The sequence below is a fragment of the Brevibacillus sp. HB1.2 genome (assembly GCF_013332495.1).
In the GTDB taxonomy this organism is placed as follows: domain Bacteria; phylum Bacillota; class Bacilli; order Brevibacillales; family Brevibacillaceae; genus Brevibacillus; species Brevibacillus porteri.
Genome location: NZ_JABMIU010000006.1, coordinates 242,770 through 265,160, shown reverse-complemented (window position 1 = coordinate 265,160; position 22,391 = coordinate 242,770). Strand labels below are relative to the sequence as shown.

Genomic DNA, 22,391 nt, shown 5'->3' with positions numbered 1-22,391 from the left:
TTTTCTATCGTTTATATGCTTGTGGTTCCATACATATGTCGAGTATTCACATGACGAGCAACCAAGCAGAAGAGGTGAAAAAAGAACAAAAAAATGCCTCAGCAACGAGGCATTTTCGATTATCAGCTATTTTTTCGTTCATACACGTAAAACGCATGCGGATGAACGTTCTTCTCATCCACGATACCCTCACGCTTGTCCACCAAGGTGTAAGCATCCCGATCCCATGCTGGGAAAAACGTATCGCCCTCAGTTTCCAAATCGATCTCCGTAATGTACAGCCGATCAACAACATCGAGGAACTGACGATAAATTTCCGAGCCACCAAAGATGATGACATCACCCAGTGCGAGCACTTCTTCCTTCGTATGGACGACATCTACACCTTCAGGGTGAAAGTCCTGGCTGCGTGTCAGGACGACATTTCTGCGGTTAGGCAGCGGCTTGCCGATCGATTCGAACGTTTTGCGTCCCATGACGATCGTTTGGCCTGTCGTTAATTCCTTCACATTTTTCAAGTCAGCAGGTAGGTGCCACGGCATGTCGCCATCTTTTCCGATGACTTGATTGCGGGCATAGGCAACAATCAGGCTGATCATACGGCCACCTCGCCTTTGATGTGCGGGTGGGATTCGTAGCCGACGATTTCAATATCTTCGTATTTGAAGTCAAAAATCGAAGTCACTTCTGGATTGAGCACGAGCTTCGGCAGTGTTTTCGGCTCGCGAGTGAGCTGGAGCTTGACCTGCTCGATATGGTTGAGATACAGATGAGCATCACCGATCGTATGAACAAAATCGCCCACTTCAAGTCCAGTGACATGCGCCACCATATGCGTCAGCAATGCGTAGGAAGCGATATTAAACGGCACACCCAAAAATGTATCGCCACTGCGCTGATACAGCTGGCAGGATAGCTTGCCATTCGCTACGTAAAACTGGAACAACAGGTGACAAGGCGGCAATGCCATCTTGTCCAATTCAGCCGGATTCCACGCGCTAACGATCAAGCGGCGAGAGTCCGGATTGCGTTTGATCTCATCAATGACCCATTGAATCTGGTCCACTGTTTTGCCGTCGCGTCCCGCAAAGGAACGCCATTGGCTTCCGTATACCGGGCCCAAATCTCCGTTTTCATCGGCCCATTCGTTCCATATCCGCACGCCGTTTTCCTGCAAGTAGCGGACATTGGTATCGCCTGATAAAAACCAGAGCAATTCGTGGATGATCGATTTCATATGCAGCTTTTTCGTTGTGACCATTGGAAAGCCTTCACTCAGATCAAAACGCATCTGATGCCCAAAAACACTGGTCGTTCCGGTGCCTGTCCGATCCTCTTTTGTGACACCCTCATCTAAAATGCGCTGGCACAAATCCAGGTATTGTTTCATCGTCCATCTCTCCTTCCATCTCATCTATTTTACCTGACCCAGACGAAAATGAAAGATCGGAATGTCATGATATAATAAATGGATAAATGTAGAAAGCGGGATTCGGGATGGATGGTATATCTTCTACGGCTACAAAGCCCTTATATAAACAAATAGCAGTGCAAATCGAGCAAAGAATCAGCAGTGGTGAATTCGGTCCTGGCAGCTATTTGCCCTCGGAGCGCACCCTGGCCAAGGAACTGAATGTCAACCGTTCGACCGTCGTCGCGGCATACGATGAGCTGCAAGCAGCAGGTATGATCGAGCGCATTCAAGGAAGTGGTACCATTGTCAGCCAAGATATTTGGGGACTCGCACGGACACGCGTTCCGAACTGGCGTCATCTGACGGAGTCAGGGTCGTTTCGTCCGAATTTACCATTGATTCGCAAAATCCGTCGTGAAACACAGGAAAATGAGTTGATTGATTTGGCGAGTGGCGAGCTCTCGACCGATCTCGTCCCCAATCAAACACTTCAGCAGCTCATGACCCCCGATGACTTCCCCGCTCATCTCGGCTATGAGCATCCGCAGGGCAATTGGGCTTTGCGAGAGACATTGAGTCTCCATATGAAAACATGGCGAAGCATCGCAGCACCTGCTACCTCGATCATGATCACGTCAGGAGCGCAGCAGGCTCTTCACCTCGTCGTTCAATGCTTGTTAAAGCCAGGAGATGCGGTAGCCATTGAGGAGCCGTCTTACTGTTATTCCTTGCCGCTTTTTCATTCCGCTGGCTTGCGTACGTTCTCACTGCCTATCGACCGGGACGGAATCGATCCAAAGCACTTGGCACAGCTGCACCGCCAGCACCGCATCAAAATGGTTTTTCTCAATCCGAATTATCAAAATCCGACAGGGACACTGCTTTCATTAGAGCGTCGCCAGGAATTGCTCGCGTTCTCCTATGAAAACGGGATTCCGATCATCGAGGATGATCCATATAGCTTGACCAGTTTTTCAAGAGAGCCCGTCCCAACCTTAAAATCGCTGGATCAACACGGAACAGTACTCTACATCAGCTCTTTGACCAAAATTGTAGCCTCAGGTCTGCGGATCGGCTGGATCGTAGGGCCGCCTACTGTCATGGAAAGACTGGCAGATGCGAAACAGCAGTTTGATTTTGGGCACAGCATTTTTCCGCAATGGCTCGCGAATCGCTTTCTCGGATCCCCTCAGTTTGTGAGTCACATCGATCTTCTGCGAACAGAGCTATCCTTGCGGCACGATCAGCTTGTCTCCTCGCTTCAAGACAAGTTCGGTGACCAAGTAGAAATGGTCGGTTCAGAAGGAGGCATTCACTTGTGGTGTAAATTCAAAGGGGAATGGAGCGGCGAAACTCTTCTCACAGAATCAGTCAAACGGGGAGTTGTCTTCGTTCCGGGACATCTTTTCGGGGCAGAGCAAGGATATGTTCGCTTCACCTTTGGCAGAGCTACCACAGATCAGATCCCTGAGGCAGTTTCGCGCTTAGCGGATGCATTCATGGCAAGTGGATGGGCAAAATAATCCCCAAGTGGATGGCAACATTTTTGTACGGTCGGTATATGATCGAAGTAGGCTACCGTATGCATCCTCGTGTATATCCAGCAGGATGACTGTGCCATACAGAAAGGACTGGCTGTTATGAGTATTTTGCCTTTCATTATTGCTATTATTGTACTTGTTCTTATAGGTCTGGTCGTTACGATTAAAATCGGAATTAACCCATCCGAATCCAAAGTACGGGGCTTTAAACAACGCTCCCGCAATTTGTTGATCATTTACGGCATCATTACGATCGCTCTGGTCATTGCATTGTCAGTCTTTCTCTACAACAACCTTTGATCAATCCCGAACGCAACATGACATAAATAAGACGCCGTCTGCCTTGTACAGGTATGACGGCGTTTTTGAATCGAAGGAAGTCCTTCGTCATGTGTGTTTAGAAGATGATAACTCTTTTACACGACTTTCCTCGCTACATTGGCTGCTTGTAACCCCCGCTGTCCATTCACAATCTCAAAAATCACCTGCTCGCCTTCCTCCAAATTCCGGTAACCTTGCCCCGTAATCGCAGAATAGTGTACGAATACATCAGGTCCTCCATCGCGCTCAATAAACCCATAGCCCTTTTCTTTGCTGAACCATTTTACTTTCCCTTGAATCATTGTGTTTCCTCCCTGTAATCAATGCAGCTCTTACGCTTACCTCATCATATGCGGATGCGAAGTCAGTGGATATACGGTAAAATAAATAAAGTAAGAATCGTCACGCCAGAAAGGAGTGAACCACATGAAAAAAGTTTTGATTGTTGCATGCGCGCTGCTGCTCACTGCCTGCTCCGAAATATCTGAAGGGGTACAAACCGCCCAGCAAGCAGTAGAAACAGGACAGCAAGCGATTGAGACAGGCAAACAGGCTGTCGAAGCGGGACAACAAGTTCTCGAAGCCGGCAAGCAACTGGCTGAGTCTGAAGTCGCCAAACAACTACAAACATACCTCCAGCAAAAATACGAATCCTCTGAGGCATTACGTAATGCCATGTTCAGCGGAGATGGACAGTTGCTCGTGGAAGAATTGCAAAAGACCGAGCTAGCGAACTTCAGCTTTTACAAATCTGACATGTTTGGTGTTGAATATACAGGCACGCTCTCTGCCGATGGTACTTTCAAAGTGCTTAAGCACGATTTGAACAATCAGGGTGCGGAGCCTACTGTCGTAAAGGAATTCAAAGTAACACTCGACGGAAACGGTCAGGTTCAAGTACAGTAATTTGGAAAACATTTCTAGAAAAGCCTGCGATCAATCTTCGCGGGCTTTTTCGTGTTATTAAAAAACTTTTTATTGAGGCTCTACATAATTTTCTGTGTTTCCTTATAGATTTTTATAATTGGGCATGATAACGTGTAAGATGTTCATATAAAATTCATAAATACTAAACACAACGAGGTGATGCCAATGAATATGCTGCTCGCATCTATTATTGTGTACATGGCAGGTATGTTGTTAATCGGCTATTATGCCTACAAACGTACCTCCAATCTGACTGACTATATGCTTGGTGGTCGATCGCTAGGTCCAACTGTAACCGCTCTCAGCGCGGGTGCATCCGACATGAGTGGCTGGTTGATGATGGGGTTGCCAGGTGCCATGTTTGCCCAAGGTCTTAGCGCATCATGGATCGCGATCGGTCTGACTCTCGGCGCTTATGCCAACTGGCTGTACGTCGCTCCCCGCCTTCGTTCGTATACGGAGGTTGCCAACAACTCGATTACGATTCCTGCTTTTTTGGAAAATCGTTTCGGAGATACGTCTCGGATGCTTCGTCTTGTCTCGGCTCTTGTTATTATGATCTTTTTTACTTTTTACGTCTCATCTGGTCTCGTTTCTGGAGGCGTGTTGTTTGAAAACACCTTCCACCTGAGTTATCAAACCGGACTATGGATAGTCGGATTGGTCACCATTGCTTACACATTGTTTGGCGGCTTCCTCGCTGTAAGCTGGACGGACGCTGTACAAGGACTCATTATGGTCATCGCACTCATTCTCGTTCCGCTTGTGACCGTTCTTACCGCAGGCGGATTGGGAGAAACATTTACGGAGATCCACGCTGTCGATCCCTCTTTGCTCGATATTTTTAAAGGGACGAGCCTGCTCGGCATCATTTCCCTGTTTGCATGGGGACTTGGCTATTTCGGACAACCGCACATTATCGTTCGCTTTATGGCGATCACGTCCACGAGTGAGATCAAAAAAGCTCGCAGCATCGGTATGGGCTGGATGATTTTCTCCGTCGCTGGCGCCATGCTGACAGGTCTGGTTGGTATCGCCCTGTACTCCAAGCAAGGCTGGACGTTGAGCGATCCTGAGACAATCTTCATCCAGCTGGGGACGATCCTGTTCCATCCACTCATTACCGGCTTTTTGCTGGCGGCGATTTTGGCAGCGATCATGAGTACGATTTCCTCTCAGCTGCTCGTCACGTCCAGCTCCTTGACCGAGGATATTTACAAAACCTTTTTCAAGCGTTCTGCCACTGACAAAGAGCTGGTCACGATTGGCCGCCTGTCCGTCTTGCTCGTATCTGTCGTCGCCTTTTTACTCGCCTTGAATAAAAATGACACGATCCTCGATCTCGTCGGATATGCGTGGGCCGGATTCGGCGCTTCGTTTGGGCCTGTCATTCTGCTCTCCCTCTATTGGAAGCGCATGAACAAATGGGGTGCTCTCGCGGGTATGGTCGCTGGCGCACTTACCGTTATTATCTGGACTCGTTTTGATGTACTGAAGGACTTCCTTTATGAGATGGTTCCCGGCTTTGCCATTAGCCTGCTCGCCATCGTAGTTGTCAGCCATTTGACCAGCAAGCCTTCAAATGAAGTAACCTCTCAGTTTGATGAGTACCAAAAAAGCATGAAATAATCCTTGCCGATAAATGCCAAGCAGCCTATGCGCTGGACAACTGCCCTGTCCCACGCCATAGGCTGCTTTTTTCTGTTGAAACTATTTGAGGCCCCCATCGTAAATCATCGATAACCTCAAAAATAAGGAGGGACAAAAAAACAGATGATGATGATGTCCGGCTTGATTATTGGCGTATCCCTTTTGATTTTTGGCATGCTCGGGATCGCTTGCTACCGCTTTTTTGTGCAAAAGAAACCAGTTGAGCATTACTACACTCCGCTAGATCGCGTGTTCGGGCAAACGCCAGTTGAATTCCATGAGCAAAAGATCGAAAAGAAAGAATCAGAGGAAGAAGAAGGGGATGACAAGGATAAGAACGAGAAGATTCGGCAAAAGCGCAGATCATAATGAAAACCAAGCTTCTGCCAAACGACCGATTCCTACCGCAATGTCTTGTTCCTCCACTCCGCCAAATCCAACGATGATTCGCGGTCGTGCATTTGTCGGATCATTGGCCCAATTATGGCCGCTCGGATAAACGCGAACATCGGCCGCACGCGCCAGGTCGATCAGCTCCTTCTCCGTTCGGGAAGTATCTACCTCGAGCAAAATATGCAGCCCTGCTGACTGTCCCAAAACTCGGACTTCCCGGGGCATGTAGGTCTGTATCGCCCGAAGCAGTGCATCGTGCTTGCGGTGATAGACGGTGCGCATTTTTCGAACATGCTTTTCCCAATATCCTTTTTGCATGAACAACTGCATACTTCGTTGCAAATGGCGGGAAACCGGAGAAGGATACGCCTGGAATGCTTCCAAATATCGCCCGAGCAACTGCCTCGGAAGTACCGTATAATCCAAGCGAAGTGCTGGAGAAAATGCTTTGGAAAAATTGCCGATATAAACAACACATCCGTCCCGATCCATCCCTTGCAAAGATGGCGTAGGGTGAACATTGTAGCGGAATTCGCCATCGTAATCATTTTCGATGATGATTCCGTTCTTTCTCTTTGCCCATTGCAGCAATTGCTGACGCTGACCGACTGGCATCACCATCCCATACGGAAATTGATGGGCAGGCGTCGTGTACACGACCGTTGCTTTGCTTTTCTCCAAAGCTTCAATGGACAGGCCCTCTTCCGCTAACGGGATGGGCACGACCTCATAGCCGTGATGGGAAAAGACGATCCGTGCATCTGCATAGCCAGGCTCCTCGATGGCAACCACACGATGCCGATCTGCCAAGAGCAGACATAAAAAGCTGAGAGCCTGCTGTAATCCGGTGCCGATGATGATTTGCTCAGGCCGACAAATGAGCGTACGTGCTCTGCGCAAATATGTACTGAGCTCTTCTCGGAGCTCCCACTCTCCTTGATCATCCCCATAAAAAGAAAAGTCCTCCGGATAGATATCCAGCGCTTCCAGCATGCAAGAACGCCATGCAGCGTAAGGAAAGGACTTCGTATCGATGACAGAGCCATGAAAGTTGTAGCGACAGGTGAGATGCTCCCCTTTTTTCTTTTTCAAGATGGACGAATACAAGGCAATCTCCTCATCCTGATCCACTGGCTCTGACCATCTCTCGATCTCGGCAGCAAAAAAGCCACTCCGCTCCCGGCTCACGATGTAGCCTTCTGCGAGCAGTTGCTGATAGGCTGCCTCAATCGTATTTTTTCCGACTCCGCTCGCTTTCATCAACTGACGGATCGACGGCATCTTGGTTCCGGACGGTATCTCTCCTGATGCAATCCGTTTGCTCAATTGCTTGTATAGCTGTTGATACAGAGGTTCTTTGCTCTGTGCATTCATGATCGGCATGTACTCCATCAACGGCCCTCCAATCTGTCCCCATCTAACTCTCTTAAACTGTCACTGTGTATAGGAGCAGTTCTCTTTTACAATGATTGTACCAGATTCACCCACACGAAAGGAGAACAAGTCATGCGTATTCATTTGCAAGGAGAAAAGGTCGTTCTGCGAGATATTCGAGCAGAAGATTTGGATACCATCTACTATTGGAAGTACGAAGCAGAGGATCGTGAACATCTCAATTGGAATGGCCCCTACAAACCGCTTGATCCGTACACAAAAGAAGAATATCGCGACCTCCCACGCCACCAGGAGTCTCTTGCTCTCGTTGGGACAGGTGCACCAAGAACCGAACTGATGATTGAGATTGACGGCGAGCTAAAGGGCAGTGTCGGTCGCTACTGGGTATCTGAGGAGACGAACTGGTGCGAAATCGGAATCGTTATTTATGACTCCCGCTATTGGCAGAATGGTTATGGCCGGGAAGCCTTTCGGATGTGGATCGATTACTTGTTCACCCACATGGATACTGTCCGTTTAGGCATTGGTACGTGGTCCGGCAACGAACGGATGATCAAGCTGGCTGCTCACATGGGAATGGTGGAAGAAGCGCGGGTGCGCAAAGCAAGGATTGTACGCGGTGAATATTTCGATGCGATTAAGATGGGGATTTTGCGGGAGGAATGGGAGAATCGGAAATGAAAAAGGGCAATCCCTGGTCTGAACAAGACGGGGACTGCCCTTTTTACTTGTTGAAAAATTGATTGTTGGCGGCATGATTTTATCGATCGCCTTATCATTTATAAAATAACAATAATTTACATATATTCAAACTTATGATAAGCTTCAAACTGTAAATGTTTACAATATATTCCTTACCGAAACCTTAAGGTACTAGAAATTAATTCATTTGAGAGGAGTGAAGTTTGTAACTACTTGGCACCAGTAGTACAAACGAAATACGTGATGAAAAAAATAATTTGGGTTAAATTACTACTGATTTTTGGGTTATTCTTTTCCAACTCTAACAGTGCGTTTGCCAATGAGGAAATAGTAGAAAAGCAACAAATTCAGCGAAGTGACATCGAGTCATTCATTGCTGGCATCTCTAAAGAAGATTTTGAAGAAAAACCGCAAAGAATCCAGATGGTAGAAGAAATAAAAGACTATATTAATGAACAGGATGTATACTATTTCGAAGATGTTGCATCAATAATTGATAAACATCAGCCTAAACGAACATCTAACATGAAAGCAAAACAATCAGAGGATATTAACTATAACGACCTGCAGGAAGACTTTGCAAGAATAGATGCGCTTGCACAAGAATACTACGAATACTATCAAATCCATCAAAGCTTCCCAGAGGAAAATATGAGCTTGCGAAGTTCTATGTCAGAAAGTGCTGCAATAAAGGCTCTAGGCAACGCTGGACTTAAAATGACTGAACGGCAATTAGCAGCTCGATTGGTTACATTAGGAGCTTTGGCAGCAATTGATGGCCCTTTGCCTGTGGGAGACTTTGTGGCGTTGGTTACAGGTGCCATTATTGTGAGTGAGTATTTAGATAACTATTTAGAAAACCAAGCAGCCTTAGAGAGAAATATTAGAGAAAATGAAGGACGTTCTTATGCCCGAGTTATCACAGACAGTGTAACAATGACTAGTGAAATTGCAGATGAAATTAAAAAGAATAATGTTAAACACTTTCGAGCACGATTGAATAGTTCTGGTGGAGTTCTCGTTACCACACCGCTATCCCTTACAGCAGCTAAACTGGCTGCGAAAGATGAGGAAGATACATTTAGTGTTAGAAAGAGCCGAGCAGAAGACGTAGTAACCCAAACTGGGTATAAGAATATTCACCATCAAGCACATTATGTTTCTAGCCGAGGAACTCGCCCAGCTAATCTCCCTCACTATCACCTGCTAAAAAAAAGAAACGATAATTGGGAACAAATGGATGGTCATCATTTCTATCCTTGGAAATCTATGGGCTGATCCTTTTTGACGTAACTGTATTTACAGTTACGTCATCTCTTACTTATACTGGATGTTAAAATCGAATCGTGCACACCACAGGAGGAACCATGAGGCTGGACATATGTAAACTCGACGAGGTGATCGTCATTGGGGTCCCAGAGGATTTGGATTTTGATTCTCACGACGATGATTACGCACAATTTTACAATCCTCGGCTCACTGAGATTGAACATGTACTTGAGCCAGAAAAAATATTTGAGGTGTGGGATTCAGATGGCACGATCATCGGGAAAAGAGTGAGCCATATTGCACACATTCCAGATGGGTGCTTTGCGAAAACGATACCAGCAGGAGAATTTGCCAAGCTTCACAAGAGTCAACTGCAGTACGAACTAGATATGTTTGCTAGGACAAATTATATCGATGAGATTAGCTATGGATTTTCTACTAAATTACCGCAAAAAAATGGCGATAAACAAGAGTTTTACTATCGCCCAGTTCAGTATCGTCCTGATGTTGTGAATACACGTATGATTTCATCTTTAGAGAAAGAACGTTCTAAGTCATTAAAAGAACGCTATGTTTCCATCTTTTTTGATACGGAAAGCTGTAGCTTTCGCCGATTTTTATATAAGCGATATGTTTCACAGTACCAAGGTTGCCTTTGGGAATTAGCGAGATTCAAAAATAATGATCAAGGTATCGCCAGAGAGGGTATGTCCAAAGATGAAGCTGTATCATTTTTACTCCAGAAAAGTGAGGTACTCGTATTTTGGGAAGGGTACAGCACGTTTGGTAAAGAGATGATTCGTGACAAAGTAATGAAGATGGGCGCAAAGCATCTGCTAGAAAACTATACACGATTCACCTCTGATATGTACATTTTTGATGAAACATTGACGTGGACAGTTATTTTTCAGCACGAACGCGACGAAGATGGATTCAAGCATATTTTGCTGCGGGTAGAGTGATGGATGGGCCTAGGCTGAAGCGCAGATTCGCTATGTGCTCCTTCCCCTTCTACCGTAAAAAGGGCAATCCCTCTAGGGACTGCCCTTTTCGTTTTTATAATCGTGTCAAGTTACTCCAACTCAGCCGCCACACGACTCACTTTTGCCGCCAGCTCGTCGAGATCAATGTTCATCTCAAGTGCTGCAAACAGACCTGTGAAATACTCGTTGATCTGGTCGATGACGCGATTGCGCTCATGCGCCACCAGCTCTTGGAACAGCGTAGAAAACTGCTCATCCAGCTGCTTGTTTCCGATTTCTACATACCCGCTCACTGGTTCTTGCATGCGCTTTTCCAGTTCTTCACGCATTTTCGCTTTGCCATCCTGCTCGAAAAAGTCTTTGGTGTTCTTGAACAAGGAAATCGCTGATGCAAATGCAGATTCGGCTACTGGCAGTTCGTTAGCAAAGGACAGTGTTTCCACCTGTCGCTGCTGATATGGTGCCAAGGTCAACCCTGCTGCGTATCCTTGTGCATCCTTTTGCCACGCTGCAACAAGTGATGTCCCCTGCTTGTTCGTGAATTTCTCCAAACGAAGGGTAGTCGCTCTCAGTTCCTGCGCCAAATCGTAGCTGATCGAACGCAGAAGATCAGTCAAGCATCCTTGCAGTGCTTGCTTCATGTTGCGTCCATCTTCCTTGATGACAGCCGGGTTAAAAGCGAGATTGAACAATTCGTTGAATCGGAAGAACAAGCGCTGGCGAACGTAGTAAAGCAGCTCCTCGCGCTCTTTTGCCAAGTCACGCTCGAACGAAGCGGTAGACAGTGCTTCAACAGCTAATAGAGCCTGTGTCTTGGCTGTGCTTGCTGCTTCTTTGCGCAATTGACGCTCGTCTTCTCCGGACTGTGCCATACGCATGAATTCTGCCAAGGTATCGTGGGCGCGACGGATTTCACCGATTGCAGCATTCACCGCAATTTGCGTCAGCTCTTCAATCGTAAAGCGGAGGAACTCTGCTTCAAACGAAGCCATTCCCGAGAATTTGAATGCTTCATCTGCCGGCATAAGCGGCTCGCCTTCAGCCGTATTCGTGCGTTGGCGGTATACTTTCTCCGCAGAAGCTGCCAGCTTGCCTTTTTCATGCATCCGTGCCAACAGAGCAGTCTGGCTGGACACTGGATAAATACGTGGGAGGCGAATGCCGCACGAGAGGAGGTTTTTCTCTACGTGGGTAAGAACACCCTGCAATTCTTCTTCATTCGCTGCGAGGTCACAAGCATTGACGATAAAGAACATTTTGTCCATTTCAAACGTATCCTTGACGCGCCCCATTTGCAGCAAAAATTCGCGGTCAGCCTGTGCAAAGGCATGGTTGTAATACGTCACGAACAGGACCGCATCCGCGTTTTTCATGTATTCGAACGCCACACCTGTGTGACGTGCGTTAATGGAGTCAGCACCAGGGGTATCTACCAGAACAATACCCTGATCGGTTAGTGGACAAGAATAGAACAGCTCGATGTACTCTGCGAAACAAGCTTTTTCTTCCTTTGCCACAAACCCTTTGAACGCTTGCATATCAACCAGCAGCTCGCCGCCCAGATGAGCCGACATCTCTGGCAACCCCTTTGTAACAGCTTTCAAAAAGGTGTAATGCGGTTTTGCCGTCGGAGGGATTTGGGCGACATCGATCTTGCCGAGCTCTGCCAGTGCCCCTTCGAGATCAGTAGCGATCATACCAAAGACAGCAAGGGAACGGATCACGTCCTGCTCAATGGCTTCACGCTCTTTCATGACGACACGAACAGTGCCATGCGGGTGTGTATCCGTAGGCGGCATGATTTTGTTGATCGCTGCTGTTGTCGGGTTCGGTGACACTGGCAGCACGAGATCGCCCATCAAGGCGTTCGCAAAAGACGATTTCCCTGCACTGAATGCACCAAACAGTGCGACAGTAAAACGATTGGCTGTCAGGCGATCTGCTCGATCCAGCATCGCTTGTGCCTGTGCTTGCATTCCTGGTACGGTAACGACTTCTTCACTTGCGCGCCGCAGACGCTCTGCTGCCGCAATTAGTTTGTCTCGTAGTTGATTCATGCTACTTGTTCTCCTCCACGCATAATCGCCAACAGACGACCCTTGGTTTCTTCTTCTCTCGCTGCCAGTCCTGCCAGCTTTTGATGCAGCGCAGCCATTTCACGCAATACGCCAAGGCGCTCGCCTTGAGCTGCACTTTCTACACGCACCTGCTCCTTGATCATCTCAACCACTTGTGCAATAAAGGAGAGACCCACGCGTCTGTACTCCAGCTTCATCCCACTGGAAATATCCGCACAGTAGTTCAGAACGTACTCACTCGAGGCAGCACCCTCTTTGATGTGCTTGCTCAGGAACTCGCCCGTAATCTCGATCTTGTTCGCGTGAACGCTGGCGTGATATTCTTCGCTCCGCAAATCAAACACTTGCGGCTGCTTGCCGAGCCATTCTTTGAAATGGAAGTCGAGATTTCCCGCCACTTTTTCGCGGAACTCGACGAGAAGGGCTTCTTCGCGACGTGCGCGTTCTTCCTCTGTCTTCTTGCCTGCAAACAACAACCCAACCTTGAAGCCCGGTTTGCGGCTCTCCAAATAGCTTCGTGCTGCTTCATTCGTGCTGAAATAAGTCAAACGAGCATTGTCCAAAAGGACACTCAGCTCTTTTTCCATCTGCATTCGGGCATCCTCGGCACGCTGTTCTAGAGCCGCTGCTGTCGCTTCCTCCTGCTCAAGCGCTACCTGCACAGCCGCTGCATTACGACTGTCGATGCCTTCTACTTCCAGACCATCCAGCTGGGCTTCCCACTGCTGGCGTTGATCTGCCTGGCTTGTTCTTACTACTTGGATATGTTCATCGATCAAATGCTCGGCAGCACTGCGAACGCTCGTGCCAACCAGCTTTTCACGATCAGCAATCAACTGCGCAAGCATGCCCTTGAATTCCTCATACATGTTCTCAGAATGATCTGGTTCCGCAAGCGACGTGTAAAAAATACCATCCGGATGGATGTTCCAGGTCGCGAATGCCTCCTCGACGCTTTCCTTATAGCTATCAAAATCCAATTCGAAATCAATATGTTTATCGATCATGTTCACAACCAGATAGACTGGCTTGCCACGGTCCTTCAACGTCTTCGTAAAGTTGAAGTTCTCTTCGGCTTGAACATGGTTATAATCCATCATGTAAATGACGACGTCAGCCAAATGCAGCGCAGACTCCGTAGCGATTTTGTGTGCCGCATCCGTGGAGTCAATGCCCGGTGTATCGAGCAAGCTGGCGTATTCGTCAAGGAATGTTCCCGGATAGGAAACCTCTACGGATTCTACCGTATCTCCGTCAACAGCAAACTGCTTGAGCTTCTCCATCTCCGTATCTGGATCAAATGTAAGGACTCCGCTGTTCAGGGTGAAGACGCGAGCCGCTTTTTCTCCGCCGCGAATCTTAACAACATTCGCACTGGTCGGAATCGGATTGGACGGTAGCAAATTGACACCCAGAAGCGTGTTAATCATCGTTGATTTTCCAGCGGAAAAATGTCCGCAAAACGCAATATTCAGCTCAGCGCGCTTTGTTTTCGCAGCCAGCTGAATGAGCTTGTGAGGCGTAGTTTCGTCTCCCTGCGATTTCATGACTTCCGCGAGTTCTTCCCATGTATGTGCCAGTCGGGAAAAGTCCGTTTCCCGGATCAATACTTGACTGTCAAGCACTTCTATTCCACCCTTCTCCATCTTTCCTACTCTCTCTACTAATTCCTGTTCATGAACTTCCTTATTTCCTACACTCTATTCTACCATGCCGAATGTAACATAGGTCACAGATGAGTTCAATTTAAAACTATGAAAGATTTAGCATTCGCCTATTCTTCCGCATAATTTTCCTCTCATCTGGAAAAAATCGCACTAACATGATATTCGCATTCTGAACGGGAGGAACTTCAAATGATGCGCAGATTTTTGTCCCAGCGTCGCCAAAAGAAAACTCCCTCTCTTATCGCACAGCGTTTGCAGCAGCGAAATGATCCTACGCTTACGCTATCGACCAGTTTGCAGCAAAACATGGAGACGTTCAAGACCGTGCTGGGCAGCCCACACGATTTATTAATTCGTTCCTTTACGATCGGCAACACCAAACATTCCTGTGCCGTTATTGCCATTGATGGATTGGCGAACTGCGACATGCTGGATACGCAAGTCCTCGGACAAATCCAGTTGATGATCTCGACTGCTTCCAAAGTAGTACCGACTGAACCAGATGAGATTGTCCGGATGCTTTATGAAGAAGTCCTTTCTGTCGTTGAAATATCGAAAGCAACGGATTTGACAAAAATACTCGAAGGCATTCTTTCCGGGGATACAGCCATTTTTGTGGATGGATCGACCGAAGTCATTATTGTCGACAGCAAGGGATGGAAAACTCGCTCCATTGAGGAGCCGGTCTCCGAAGGCTTGGTTCGAGGTCCGCGGGACGGCTTTACGGAGAGTATCCGGGACAACACTGTTCATATACGCAGACGTATCAAAGACCCGAACTTGCGCTTTGAAGGGTCCATCATAGGCAGACGCAGCCGAACAGATGTGATCATCGCCTACATTGAAAACATCGTTGATCCAGAACTACTGGATGAAGTGAGACGGCGAATCTCTACGATCGATGTTGACGAGATAGAAGAGTCCGGTTTTATCGAGCAATGGATTGAAGATGATTTTCTGTCGCCTTTTCCGCAGATTCATAATACGGAGCGTCCCGACAAAGTCAGTGGAGCATTGTTTCAAGGGCGCATTGCGATATTGGTGGACAGCACTCCCATGGTACTCATTTTGCCTGTGACGATTGGCTTGCTCCTGCATTCACCAGAGGATTACTACGAGCGTTGGATTGTCGGTTCATTAGCTAGGCTGTTGCGGTATTTGGCAGCTTTTCTGGCCGTCTATTCGCCCGCTTTCTATATCGCTCTCGTCACCTTTCACCCTGGCTTGATCCCGTCTGATCTCGCCTTCTCGATTGCCGCCACACGTGATGGGGTTCCGTTTCCGGCCTTCGTAGAAGCGATCATGATGGTGACGACGATGGAGCTGTTGCAGGAAGCCGGAATACGCTTACCGAAACCGATCGGCCAGACCATCGGCATCGTCGGCGGTCTCGTCATCGGTGACGCAGCGGTTTCTGCGGGCATCGTCAGTCCTGTCATGGTCATCGTCGTCGCCCTCACTGCTATCGCTTCTTTTGCCATCCCTTCTTATCACCTTGCCATCGCCTTTCGAATGATTCGTTTTTTCGCCATGCTTATGGCAGCCATTTTTGGTATTTATGGCGTGGTGTTAAGCTTGATTGCCATCATGATTCATTTATCCAATCTGACCAGCATCGGGTACCCTTATTTGGCGCCTCTTGCTCCACATATGCCGAGGGATTGGAAGGATATGATTTTGCGCGCACCTGTTACCTTTTTGAAAACCCGACCAGATGCCCTTCACACAAAAGATGAAAACCGAATGAATACAGGAGGGTCGTAAGTGAGTGCACAAACCTTGGCGGAGAAAATGATCAGCAAAAATCATATGGGGATTAACATTGCCTCAGTCACAATCGGCGTCGGCATCCTGACTTTTCCCCGCTCTTTAGCCAAGGCAACCGGAGCATTCGATGGATGGATTTCCGTCGTGATCAGCGGTCTTTGTGCGTGCCTGATTGGCTGGCTGCTTGCCAAGCTAGCGGCTCGGTTTCCGAGAAAAACCTTCTTTGAATACAGCTCGATCATTGCGAGCAAACCGATCGCCTACATCTTGACCTCTCTCGTCTGTATTTACACGATGCTATTTGTCTCGTTTGAAATCAGGGCAATCGGAAACATCGCCAAGCAATACCTGTTCTACAACACTCCGGTGGAAATGATCACGCTCTCCTTTCTCTTGATCGTTCAATATTCCGTGGTTGGATCACGTATTGCCATGCTGCGGCTCAACCTGCTGTTTTTGCCTGTGGTTCTTGTCGTCATGTTCATTGTCTTGCTTTTTACGACTCAGTTATTTGAGGTCGAAAATATACGTCCCTTCTTCTCTTCGGACTGGCGCTCTCTCTTGGCAGGTTCCAAAGATGTCGGGCTGTCTTATTCCGGCTTTGAAATCATTCTTTTCTATACCATGCTGATGAAAAATCCCCAAGAAGGTACACGGGCTGTTACGTTAGGTCTTTCGATCCCTATTCTGCTCTACATGACCATCTACATGTTCGTCATCGGTGTATTCTCTGCTGACGTTGCAACGAATTTGACCTATCCAACCATTGAGCTGGCAAAAGAGGTAGAAATCCCTGGGGGCTTTTTTGAACGGGTGGAATCCATCTTCTTTACCATCTGGATCATGACGATCTTCAACACTTGTGCAATGTGGCTCGATATTACGGTGCTGAACTTGTCGTCTATGTTTTTTAATGTGCACAAAACCGTGTGGGTCCTGATCCTCTCTCCCATCATTTATTTTGTCGCGATGCTTCCACAAAACCTGGTCGACTTCTTTACGTTCGCTGACAGTGTCACCTATTTCGGGATCGTTGTCGTCTATTTATGTCCCATATTGCTGCTTGTAATCGCCGTTTTGCGAGGTGTCAAAAGCAATGAATAGACGACTCATTGTCTGTAGCATCTGCTTGCTTCTTTCCACACTGCTAGCTGGATGCTGGGATCAGGTTCAAATTGAGGAACGCGGATTTGTGGTAGGTGTAGCGATTGATAAACCTCGTACAAAAGAAGCTGAGCAGCAAGCCAAACAAGAAGCTCCAGACAAACCTCAAGTAAAAGAACGCTTTCTCGTCACACATCAATTCGTCGTCCCCGGTGGATTGATCTCCGGCGGCCAAGGAAGCGGTGGTGGTGGTCAAAACACAGCCAATGAGGCTTACCACAACCTCATATCCGAGGGGGATTCTCTTTTCGAGATTTCCCGCGAATTGGCTACTCGGACCAGCAGAACTCCGTTTTATCAGCATATGAAAATCCTGATCGTCTCCGAAGATGTCGCCCGTACGAAAAACGGTTTTGCCAGAGCACTGGATTTCTATCTGCGTGATCCAGATTCCAGACGAAGCAGCAAGGTATTTATCTCAAATGGTCCTGCCAAAGAAGTACTGGAAGTCAAACCGAAAACAGAGAAGCTGCCCGCTATTTACGTCAACTCTATTGGAGAAAACGTTAATAAAAATTCCCGCATGCTTCCAGAGGTCCGATTGGGCGATGTCCACGAGGAGCTTCTCAGTCCGTACAGTTTTGTGGTTCCGCGCATCAGACCTGAAGAGCAGGAGGTAAAATTAGCAGGCGCCGCTGTTTTTACCCATGACAATCAGATGATAGGTTTTCTCGGGGAAGAAGAGACGGAGGGACTGAATTTTCTCACGGGAAAAGTTAGCGGAGGGATGGTAAAAGGTAAGTTTAAAAACAACCTTGTCTCAATGAACATCCAAGGAATCAAGCATAGTATTAAAGCAGATTTACGCGATCGGCAGCACATGAAATTCACGATAGAAATCGAATGTGAAGGCACATTGGCCGAGTCTTACGCCATAATGGATTCCTTAAATAACACGGCAATGGAGAAGCTTGAAAAAGTGTTTGCCGAAGAAATTGAGCGAATGAGTAATGACACCATCAGGAAGGTCCATAAGCAGATGAAAGTGGATGTCATCAAGCTTGGCAGCTATCTGAAGCAGCATCATTTCTCGCTATGGAAAAAGATTCGGCAGGACTGGGAAACAGGGCAGCGTCTGTATGAAAAAAGTGAGATAACCATTCAAGCAAAAGTCTATTTACGTAATATCGGTGCGATCAACCGTACCGAACGCCAAAACAACAGGTGATCCCATGTTCAAATTTTTAGGCGTAGTCCCTCCGTATTTGACCTTCACAGGGACGGTCTTGGCGTTTTTGATTCCCTATCTTTTTTTTAAAATCAATAACAAGATTCACGAGCTGGGCGATCCGCCGTGGAAGAAACGCAATGACTCCAATTCGTAACAAAACCTCTATCAACGTCAAAAAGGGGCTTACTCAGTATTTCGAGCAAGCCCTTTATTCCTTCTTTTCCTATTGTTGTGCCAGCAAATCAGCAAACGCTTTGGCATACGCAGGCAAATCAGGTGGTCTACGGGAACCCACAATGTGACCGTCTACCACGACCTCTTCATCTACCCAAATCGCGCCTGCATTCTCCATATCATCTTTAATGCCTGGCGTCGACGTCGTGGTTACCCCACGCAAAATTTTTGCGGAAGCAAGCACCCAACCCGCATGGCAAATATGCCCAATCGGTTTTTTCGCCTCGTGCATCGCAACCACAAACGACAGCACTTCCGGATAGCGGCGCAACTTGTCAGGTGCCCACCCTCCTGGGACGAGTACACCTGCATAGTCGGCAGGATTGACCTCTGCCATCGCTTTGTCAGCCTCACACGGTACACCGTATTTCCCTATGTAGACGTGATTCGCCTTGGGGCCGACGAAATGGACGGTAGCGCCTTCCTCTCGCAGTCTCATCACTGGATACCAGAGCTCGAGATCCTCAAATTCACTTTCGACGAAGCAAACCACTTGTTTTCCTGCAAGTCTCAACGTTCTCGCCTCCTTTTCCTTCTATACTACGCTATTGTAGCATGCATCCCCTCAGGAGTAGGAATATACATAACGACTTTGGTCCCTTTTCCCATTTCAGAGGTGATACTCAACGTAGCACCAGGAATGGTATCCAATCGTCTGCGGATGTTTTGGATGCCGATGCTTCCTTTTTGATTCTCGCCTTTTGACATTTGATACAGGAGATCATCTGCAATACCCACTCCATCGTCTTCAATCATGACCTTGATGTAATGACCTCCGTCCACAATTGTAAGCGTCACGTGACCTTTTTCATCCTTTTCGAACAATCCATGTCGGATCGCATTCTCTACGAACGGTTGGATGCTCAAGGAAGGAATCTCTTTGTCAAGAATTCCATCATCTACGTGACACACAAAATCGAAACCTTCCCCAAAACGAGCCTTTTCAATCTCTACATAAGCATGGATGAGCTCCATTTCCCGAAATAACGGAACGAACAGCGTCGTTCGATCCATATCCAAAATATAGCGCAAATATTGGCTGAGCATGGTGATGAGATACGCTGCCTTTTCTCCATCCGTATAACAGAAAGAAATGACACTGCTTAAAGCGTTGTAGAGAAAGTGTGGCTTGATTTGAGCCTGATGAAACGCATGTTCATTGCGAATTGCCTCCTGAATGGAGGTCTTCATCGAGATCAGTGTCTGCACGCGGGCAATGAGTGTCTCCGCATCAAACGGTTTGGTCACATAGTCGTTCGCCCCTGCTCGATAGCCGAGTGCAATGTCTTGAGGGGTATCTCTGACAGAAGCAAACAAGATCGGCAGGTCAAGAATCGAATACTGTGTTCGCAACAGCTGGCACAGCTCAATCCCCGATACTCCTGGCATCATCACATCTAGAATGACGAGATCAGGTTGTGGATGCTCCTTGATTTTCTTCATGGCTTCTTTTGCCGAAAAGGCCGAAATGACATTATAGCAATGCTTGGAAAGGATGTTCAGCAAGGTGTGAATGTTGGATGCCTCGTCATCGACAATCATGATGGTGTATTGGTGATCATCCAAAATGTTAAGAGGAATCTGTTCACTGGCCTCCCGATGCCTCTCCTGAGCCGTTGCGGCGAGCTCCTGAGTGACCATCTGCTGATGCCCCGTCGCCAGCGTAAAGGTCATACGAGTGCCTTTGCCAAGCTCCGAGCTCTCTACCCAAATTTCTCCTCCCATGAGTTCAACCAGCTTGCGATTGATGTATAAGCCTACCCCCATGCCTGTATATCCATCCTGTGGCAATAGCTCATCGACCTGCTCAAAATAATCAAAAATGACTTCATGCTTATCTGGTGAAATTCCTATCCCCGTGTCCTCAACAGAAATACGAACCTGTCCCTCCACCACGCCCGCCGTTACCTGAATCGAGCCTACATTCGTATGCTTGATGGCATTGTGTACGAGATTATACATAATTTGACGAAGCCGATTCTCATCTGCATACACCCAAATGTTAGCGGGGACCTGATTTTCCAGTCGGACATCTTTCCCCAGCAATTCGAATTGCAGTACGTCAAAGACAATTTGGGTGATGACCTTGATATCCACAATTGATAAATGGAGGCGCAGCTCCCCATGCTTCAGGCGAGTAACATCGAGTAAATCACCAACCAGCATAGACAGCTTGATCGATGTATCCTTGACAAGCCAAAGATTTTGTCTTTGTTTGGAAGACAACGCATGATTCTCATCCTCTAGTAAATGGGACGTGATATTGATAATCCCGTGCAGCGGTGTCTTCATCTCATGCGAAGTATGCGTCAGAAATTCATCTTTGATCTGATTGGAAATCTTCAATTGATGAGAAAGAATCTCTGTCTTTTCATAGGCATTCGTGAATCGCACTGCCAAAAGAATGTTGATGAAGGTAATGAAATACAGGATGCCGATTTTTCCCGCAAGATCAGTGGGTACGATGTTTTCTGCGTATAAAAGACCATCAATGAGACTGACCGACAAGGAAATACTCGCACCAACGAAAAGCAGCATTTCTTTTCGGTCCGACGAGTCCCTTTGACTCTTGCTAGATAAATAAAGCAGCCTACCCAATATAAAGAAATGAAAGATTTGCACATAAATCAAGAGAGGCCCTTTCAGATTTGTATAGAAGGAGTAGGGCAAGACGAGTATGACAAGGATGTAGAGAAAAATAGGCGCTGTCAGCTTCACCAGCCAATTGCGGGATAGAACCCTCGTATCGATGGAGCAGAAAAATAGGGCGAGCAAGATCGAGCTTGCGAACAGGGATGCATCCTGTGCCTTGTAGGCAACAACGAAAGGAATCGAAGGGAAAAGCTGCAACAGTACCTTTTCACCAAAAACCATGTGATAAATACCAAGAACAATCATATAGCTGCCGCTGAACAAATAGGTTCTATCCCTCATGCGGAGAAAATAAAAGCTGAGATGGTAGGCAGCCATGATCCCTAGTGTTACGACAAAGGCAATATCTGTTCCGAGCAAGGTGCTGTTTAGAATGGCAATATCCCCATCCAAGCCCAGTTGAATCGAGCTCGCAATCCCCCCGGTGAAAAACATGAAATTCGCCACTTGAATGACAATCTCCAGGTCCTTGTCAACCGCGGAAAAAAACACAGTATACGGTGTATTCCCTGGCTGATGGGATTCACTCTCTACGGCTGGCTGTCCGCTCGCACCTTCTTCGTTTCCATTTACATATAATCGGTGGGACATCCGAATGCTCTTTGTTTTTAACCCATATATTTGCCCGTCTTCTGGGAGCTTTACTTGTAATCGATAGGTTACAGCGCCTTTCCGGTCGATACTATCGATGAGACTGTCTCCCTTCCACGTTCCAGGCACGACCAGATACGAGGGATTTGCATGTTGCCCTCGTCGAAAATCTTCAGGCGAAAGCAATTTTCCAGGATATATCTCCCATTCTCCATCTAAATTGACCAATCCTTGTCTTTGAAAATCCCAGCTCGACAAATCGAGTACTCCCCGCTTCGCCATGGGCATGTCCCGACTAGGGAAGGTTTGTATATAGATCCCGATAAATACCGCTATGGAAAGCAAAAAAACCAAACCAATCCCGGCAGGCATCAGAAATTTTCTTCGATCCAAAAATGTATCCCCTTCCCTTACAGAGCCCGAAGATGTACGATCTTTTCGTTTTAAGAGTACCATTTCCCCCTCACAAAAA

General features: G+C 47.3%; 20 protein-coding genes. 12 read left to right on the top strand and 8 right to left on the bottom strand.

Going from position 1 to position 22,391, the window contains the following annotated elements; genetic code table 11:
- Positions 1–122: 122 nt before the first annotated feature.
- Entirely contained in the window at positions 123–599 is a 477-nt protein-coding gene (locus tag HPY28_RS17135) for a dihydrofolate reductase (protein ID WP_173623935.1), read from the bottom strand.
- Complete coding sequence (locus HPY28_RS17130) at positions 596–1,390, bottom strand: thymidylate synthase (protein ID WP_017250674.1); 795 nt, start codon at positions 1,388–1,390, stop codon at positions 596–598. Before HPY28_RS17130 ends, HPY28_RS17135 begins: the two co-directional genes overlap by 4 nt.
- Positions 1,391–1,497: 107 nt before the next feature.
- On the opposite strand from HPY28_RS17130, the gene pdxR (HPY28_RS17125) reads away from it, so the two are divergent.
- A complete protein-coding gene (gene pdxR, locus HPY28_RS17125) occupies positions 1,498–2,937 on the top strand; it encodes a MocR-like pyridoxine biosynthesis transcription factor PdxR (protein WP_017250675.1) in 1,440 nt (479 codons plus the stop codon).
- A 117-nt stretch (positions 2,938–3,054) separates the two neighbouring features.
- A complete protein-coding gene (locus tag HPY28_RS17120; protein WP_007728714.1) occupies positions 3,055–3,255 on the top strand; it encodes a hypothetical protein in 201 nt (66 codons plus the stop codon).
- Between the two features lie 116 nt (positions 3,256–3,371).
- On the opposite strand, the gene HPY28_RS17115 is transcribed toward HPY28_RS17120, so the two are convergent.
- A complete protein-coding gene (locus HPY28_RS17115) occupies positions 3,372–3,578 on the bottom strand; it encodes a cold-shock protein (RefSeq protein ID WP_069847928.1) in 207 nt (68 codons plus the stop codon).
- Between the two features lie 124 nt (positions 3,579–3,702).
- On the opposite strand from HPY28_RS17115, the gene HPY28_RS17110 reads away from it, so the two are divergent.
- The 3 genes from HPY28_RS17110 (at position 3,703) to HPY28_RS17100 (ending at position 6,222) form a co-directional block, all read left to right on the top strand.
- Positions 3,703–4,182 carry an outer membrane protein assembly factor BamD gene (locus HPY28_RS17110; RefSeq protein WP_017250677.1) on the top strand — a complete coding sequence of 160 codons (480 nt, stop codon included), beginning with the start codon at positions 3,703–3,705 and terminating at the stop codon, positions 4,180–4,182.
- Between the two features lie 186 nt (positions 4,183–4,368).
- Entirely contained in the window at positions 4,369–5,832 is a 1,464-nt protein-coding gene (gene putP / locus HPY28_RS17105; RefSeq protein WP_174231013.1) for a sodium/proline symporter PutP, read from the top strand.
- A gap of 144 nt (positions 5,833–5,976) precedes the next feature.
- Positions 5,977–6,222 carry a DUF3951 domain-containing protein gene (locus HPY28_RS17100; protein ID WP_173623939.1) on the top strand — a complete coding sequence of 82 codons (246 nt, stop codon included), beginning with the start codon at positions 5,977–5,979 and terminating at the stop codon, positions 6,220–6,222.
- Here HPY28_RS17100 and pdxR (HPY28_RS17095) read toward each other — a convergent pair.
- Complete coding sequence (gene pdxR, locus HPY28_RS17095; protein WP_174231012.1) at positions 6,217–7,638, bottom strand: MocR-like pyridoxine biosynthesis transcription factor PdxR; 1,422 nt, start codon at positions 7,636–7,638, stop codon at positions 6,217–6,219. The genes HPY28_RS17100 and pdxR (HPY28_RS17095) overlap by 6 nt on opposite strands.
- Positions 7,639–7,752: 114 nt before the next feature.
- On the opposite strand from pdxR (HPY28_RS17095), the gene HPY28_RS17090 reads away from it, so the two are divergent.
- From HPY28_RS17090 to HPY28_RS17080, 3 genes are all read left to right on the top strand, one after another.
- Positions 7,753–8,322 carry a GNAT family N-acetyltransferase gene (locus HPY28_RS17090; RefSeq protein ID WP_069847938.1) on the top strand — a complete coding sequence of 190 codons (570 nt, stop codon included), beginning with the start codon at positions 7,753–7,755 and terminating at the stop codon, positions 8,320–8,322.
- Positions 8,323–8,556: 234 nt separating this feature from the next.
- Positions 8,557–9,621 carry a hypothetical protein gene (locus HPY28_RS17085; RefSeq protein WP_174231011.1) on the top strand — a complete coding sequence of 355 codons (1,065 nt, stop codon included), beginning with the start codon at positions 8,557–8,559 and terminating at the stop codon, positions 9,619–9,621.
- Between the two features lie 89 nt (positions 9,622–9,710).
- Positions 9,711–10,574 (top strand): hypothetical protein, encoded by an 864-nt coding sequence (locus tag HPY28_RS17080; RefSeq protein WP_174231010.1) that lies wholly within the window; start codon positions 9,711–9,713, stop codon positions 10,572–10,574.
- Between the two features lie 110 nt (positions 10,575–10,684).
- On the opposite strand, the gene HPY28_RS17075 is transcribed toward HPY28_RS17080, so the two are convergent.
- Positions 10,685–12,652, bottom strand: a complete 1,968-nt coding sequence (locus HPY28_RS17075; protein WP_174231009.1) for a dynamin family protein — start codon at positions 12,650–12,652, stop codon at positions 10,685–10,687.
- Positions 12,649–14,319 (bottom strand): dynamin family protein, encoded by a 1,671-nt coding sequence (locus HPY28_RS17070; RefSeq protein ID WP_174231008.1) that lies wholly within the window; start codon positions 14,317–14,319, stop codon positions 12,649–12,651. The genes HPY28_RS17075 and HPY28_RS17070 overlap by 4 nt, the downstream gene beginning before the upstream one ends.
- 210 nt (positions 14,320–14,529) lie before the next feature.
- On the opposite strand from HPY28_RS17070, the gene HPY28_RS17065 reads away from it, so the two are divergent.
- From HPY28_RS17065 to HPY28_RS17050, 4 genes are read left to right on the top strand one after another with little or no spacing between them, the layout of a single operon-like run.
- Positions 14,530–16,104, top strand: coding sequence for a spore germination protein (locus tag HPY28_RS17065; RefSeq protein ID WP_017250685.1), 1,575 nt, complete (start codon positions 14,530–14,532; stop codon positions 16,102–16,104).
- Positions 16,105–17,211: a GerAB/ArcD/ProY family transporter gene (locus tag HPY28_RS17060; RefSeq protein WP_173623947.1), complete on the top strand. Its 1,107-nt coding sequence runs from the start codon at positions 16,105–16,107 to the stop codon at positions 17,209–17,211.
- Positions 17,204–18,439: a Ger(x)C family spore germination protein gene (locus HPY28_RS17055; RefSeq protein WP_017250687.1), complete on the top strand. Its 1,236-nt coding sequence runs from the start codon at positions 17,204–17,206 to the stop codon at positions 18,437–18,439. Before HPY28_RS17060 ends, HPY28_RS17055 begins: the two co-directional genes overlap by 8 nt.
- Positions 18,440–18,443: 4 nt before the next feature.
- Entirely contained in the window at positions 18,444–18,596 is a 153-nt protein-coding gene (locus HPY28_RS17050) for a hypothetical protein (protein ID WP_167403199.1), read from the top strand.
- Positions 18,597–18,665: 69 nt separating this feature from the next.
- On the opposite strand, the gene HPY28_RS17045 is transcribed toward HPY28_RS17050, so the two are convergent.
- Positions 18,666–19,190: a type 1 glutamine amidotransferase domain-containing protein gene (locus HPY28_RS17045; protein ID WP_017250689.1), complete on the bottom strand. Its 525-nt coding sequence runs from the start codon at positions 19,188–19,190 to the stop codon at positions 18,666–18,668.
- Positions 19,191–19,216: 26 nt separating this feature from the next.
- A complete protein-coding gene (locus tag HPY28_RS17040) occupies positions 19,217–22,312 on the bottom strand; it encodes an ATP-binding protein (RefSeq protein ID WP_483297552.1) in 3,096 nt (1,031 codons plus the stop codon).
- Positions 22,313–22,391: the final 79 nt, after the last annotated feature.

Bases quoted from the DNA above. Each gene is read 5' to 3' on its own strand.
- putP (WP_174231013.1), top strand. From the start codon at position 4,369: ATGAATATGCTGCTCGCATCTATTATTGTGTACATGGCAGGTATGTTG.
- HPY28_RS17075 (WP_174231009.1), bottom strand. From the start codon at position 12,652: ATGAATCAACTACGAGACAAACTAATTGCGGCAGCAGAGCGTCTGCGG.
- HPY28_RS17135 (WP_173623935.1), bottom strand. From the start codon at position 599: ATGATCAGCCTGATTGTTGCCTATGCCCGCAATCAAGTCATCGGAAAA.
- HPY28_RS17115 (WP_069847928.1), bottom strand. From the start codon at position 3,578: ATGATTCAAGGGAAAGTAAAATGGTTCAGCAAAGAAAAGGGCTATGGG.
- HPY28_RS17065 (WP_017250685.1), top strand. From the start codon at position 14,530: ATGATGCGCAGATTTTTGTCCCAGCGTCGCCAAAAGAAAACTCCCTCT.
- HPY28_RS17050 (WP_167403199.1), top strand. From the start codon at position 18,444: ATGTTCAAATTTTTAGGCGTAGTCCCTCCGTATTTGACCTTCACAGGG.
- HPY28_RS17080 (WP_174231010.1), top strand. From the start codon at position 9,711: ATGAGGCTGGACATATGTAAACTCGACGAGGTGATCGTCATTGGGGTC.
- HPY28_RS17120 (WP_007728714.1), top strand. From the start codon at position 3,055: ATGAGTATTTTGCCTTTCATTATTGCTATTATTGTACTTGTTCTTATA.
- HPY28_RS17100 (WP_173623939.1), top strand. From the start codon at position 5,977: ATGATGATGATGTCCGGCTTGATTATTGGCGTATCCCTTTTGATTTTT.
- HPY28_RS17110 (WP_017250677.1), top strand. From the start codon at position 3,703: ATGAAAAAAGTTTTGATTGTTGCATGCGCGCTGCTGCTCACTGCCTGC.
- HPY28_RS17055 (WP_017250687.1), top strand. From the start codon at position 17,204: ATGAATAGACGACTCATTGTCTGTAGCATCTGCTTGCTTCTTTCCACA.
- HPY28_RS17130 (WP_017250674.1), bottom strand. From the start codon at position 1,390: ATGAAACAATACCTGGATTTGTGCCAGCGCATTTTAGATGAGGGTGTC.
- pdxR (WP_174231012.1), bottom strand. From the start codon at position 7,638: ATGGAGTACATGCCGATCATGAATGCACAGAGCAAAGAACCTCTGTAT.
- HPY28_RS17090 (WP_069847938.1), top strand. From the start codon at position 7,753: ATGCGTATTCATTTGCAAGGAGAAAAGGTCGTTCTGCGAGATATTCGA.
- pdxR (WP_017250675.1), top strand. From the start codon at position 1,498: ATGGATGGTATATCTTCTACGGCTACAAAGCCCTTATATAAACAAATA.
- HPY28_RS17070 (WP_174231008.1), bottom strand. From the start codon at position 14,319: ATGGAGAAGGGTGGAATAGAAGTGCTTGACAGTCAAGTATTGATCCGG.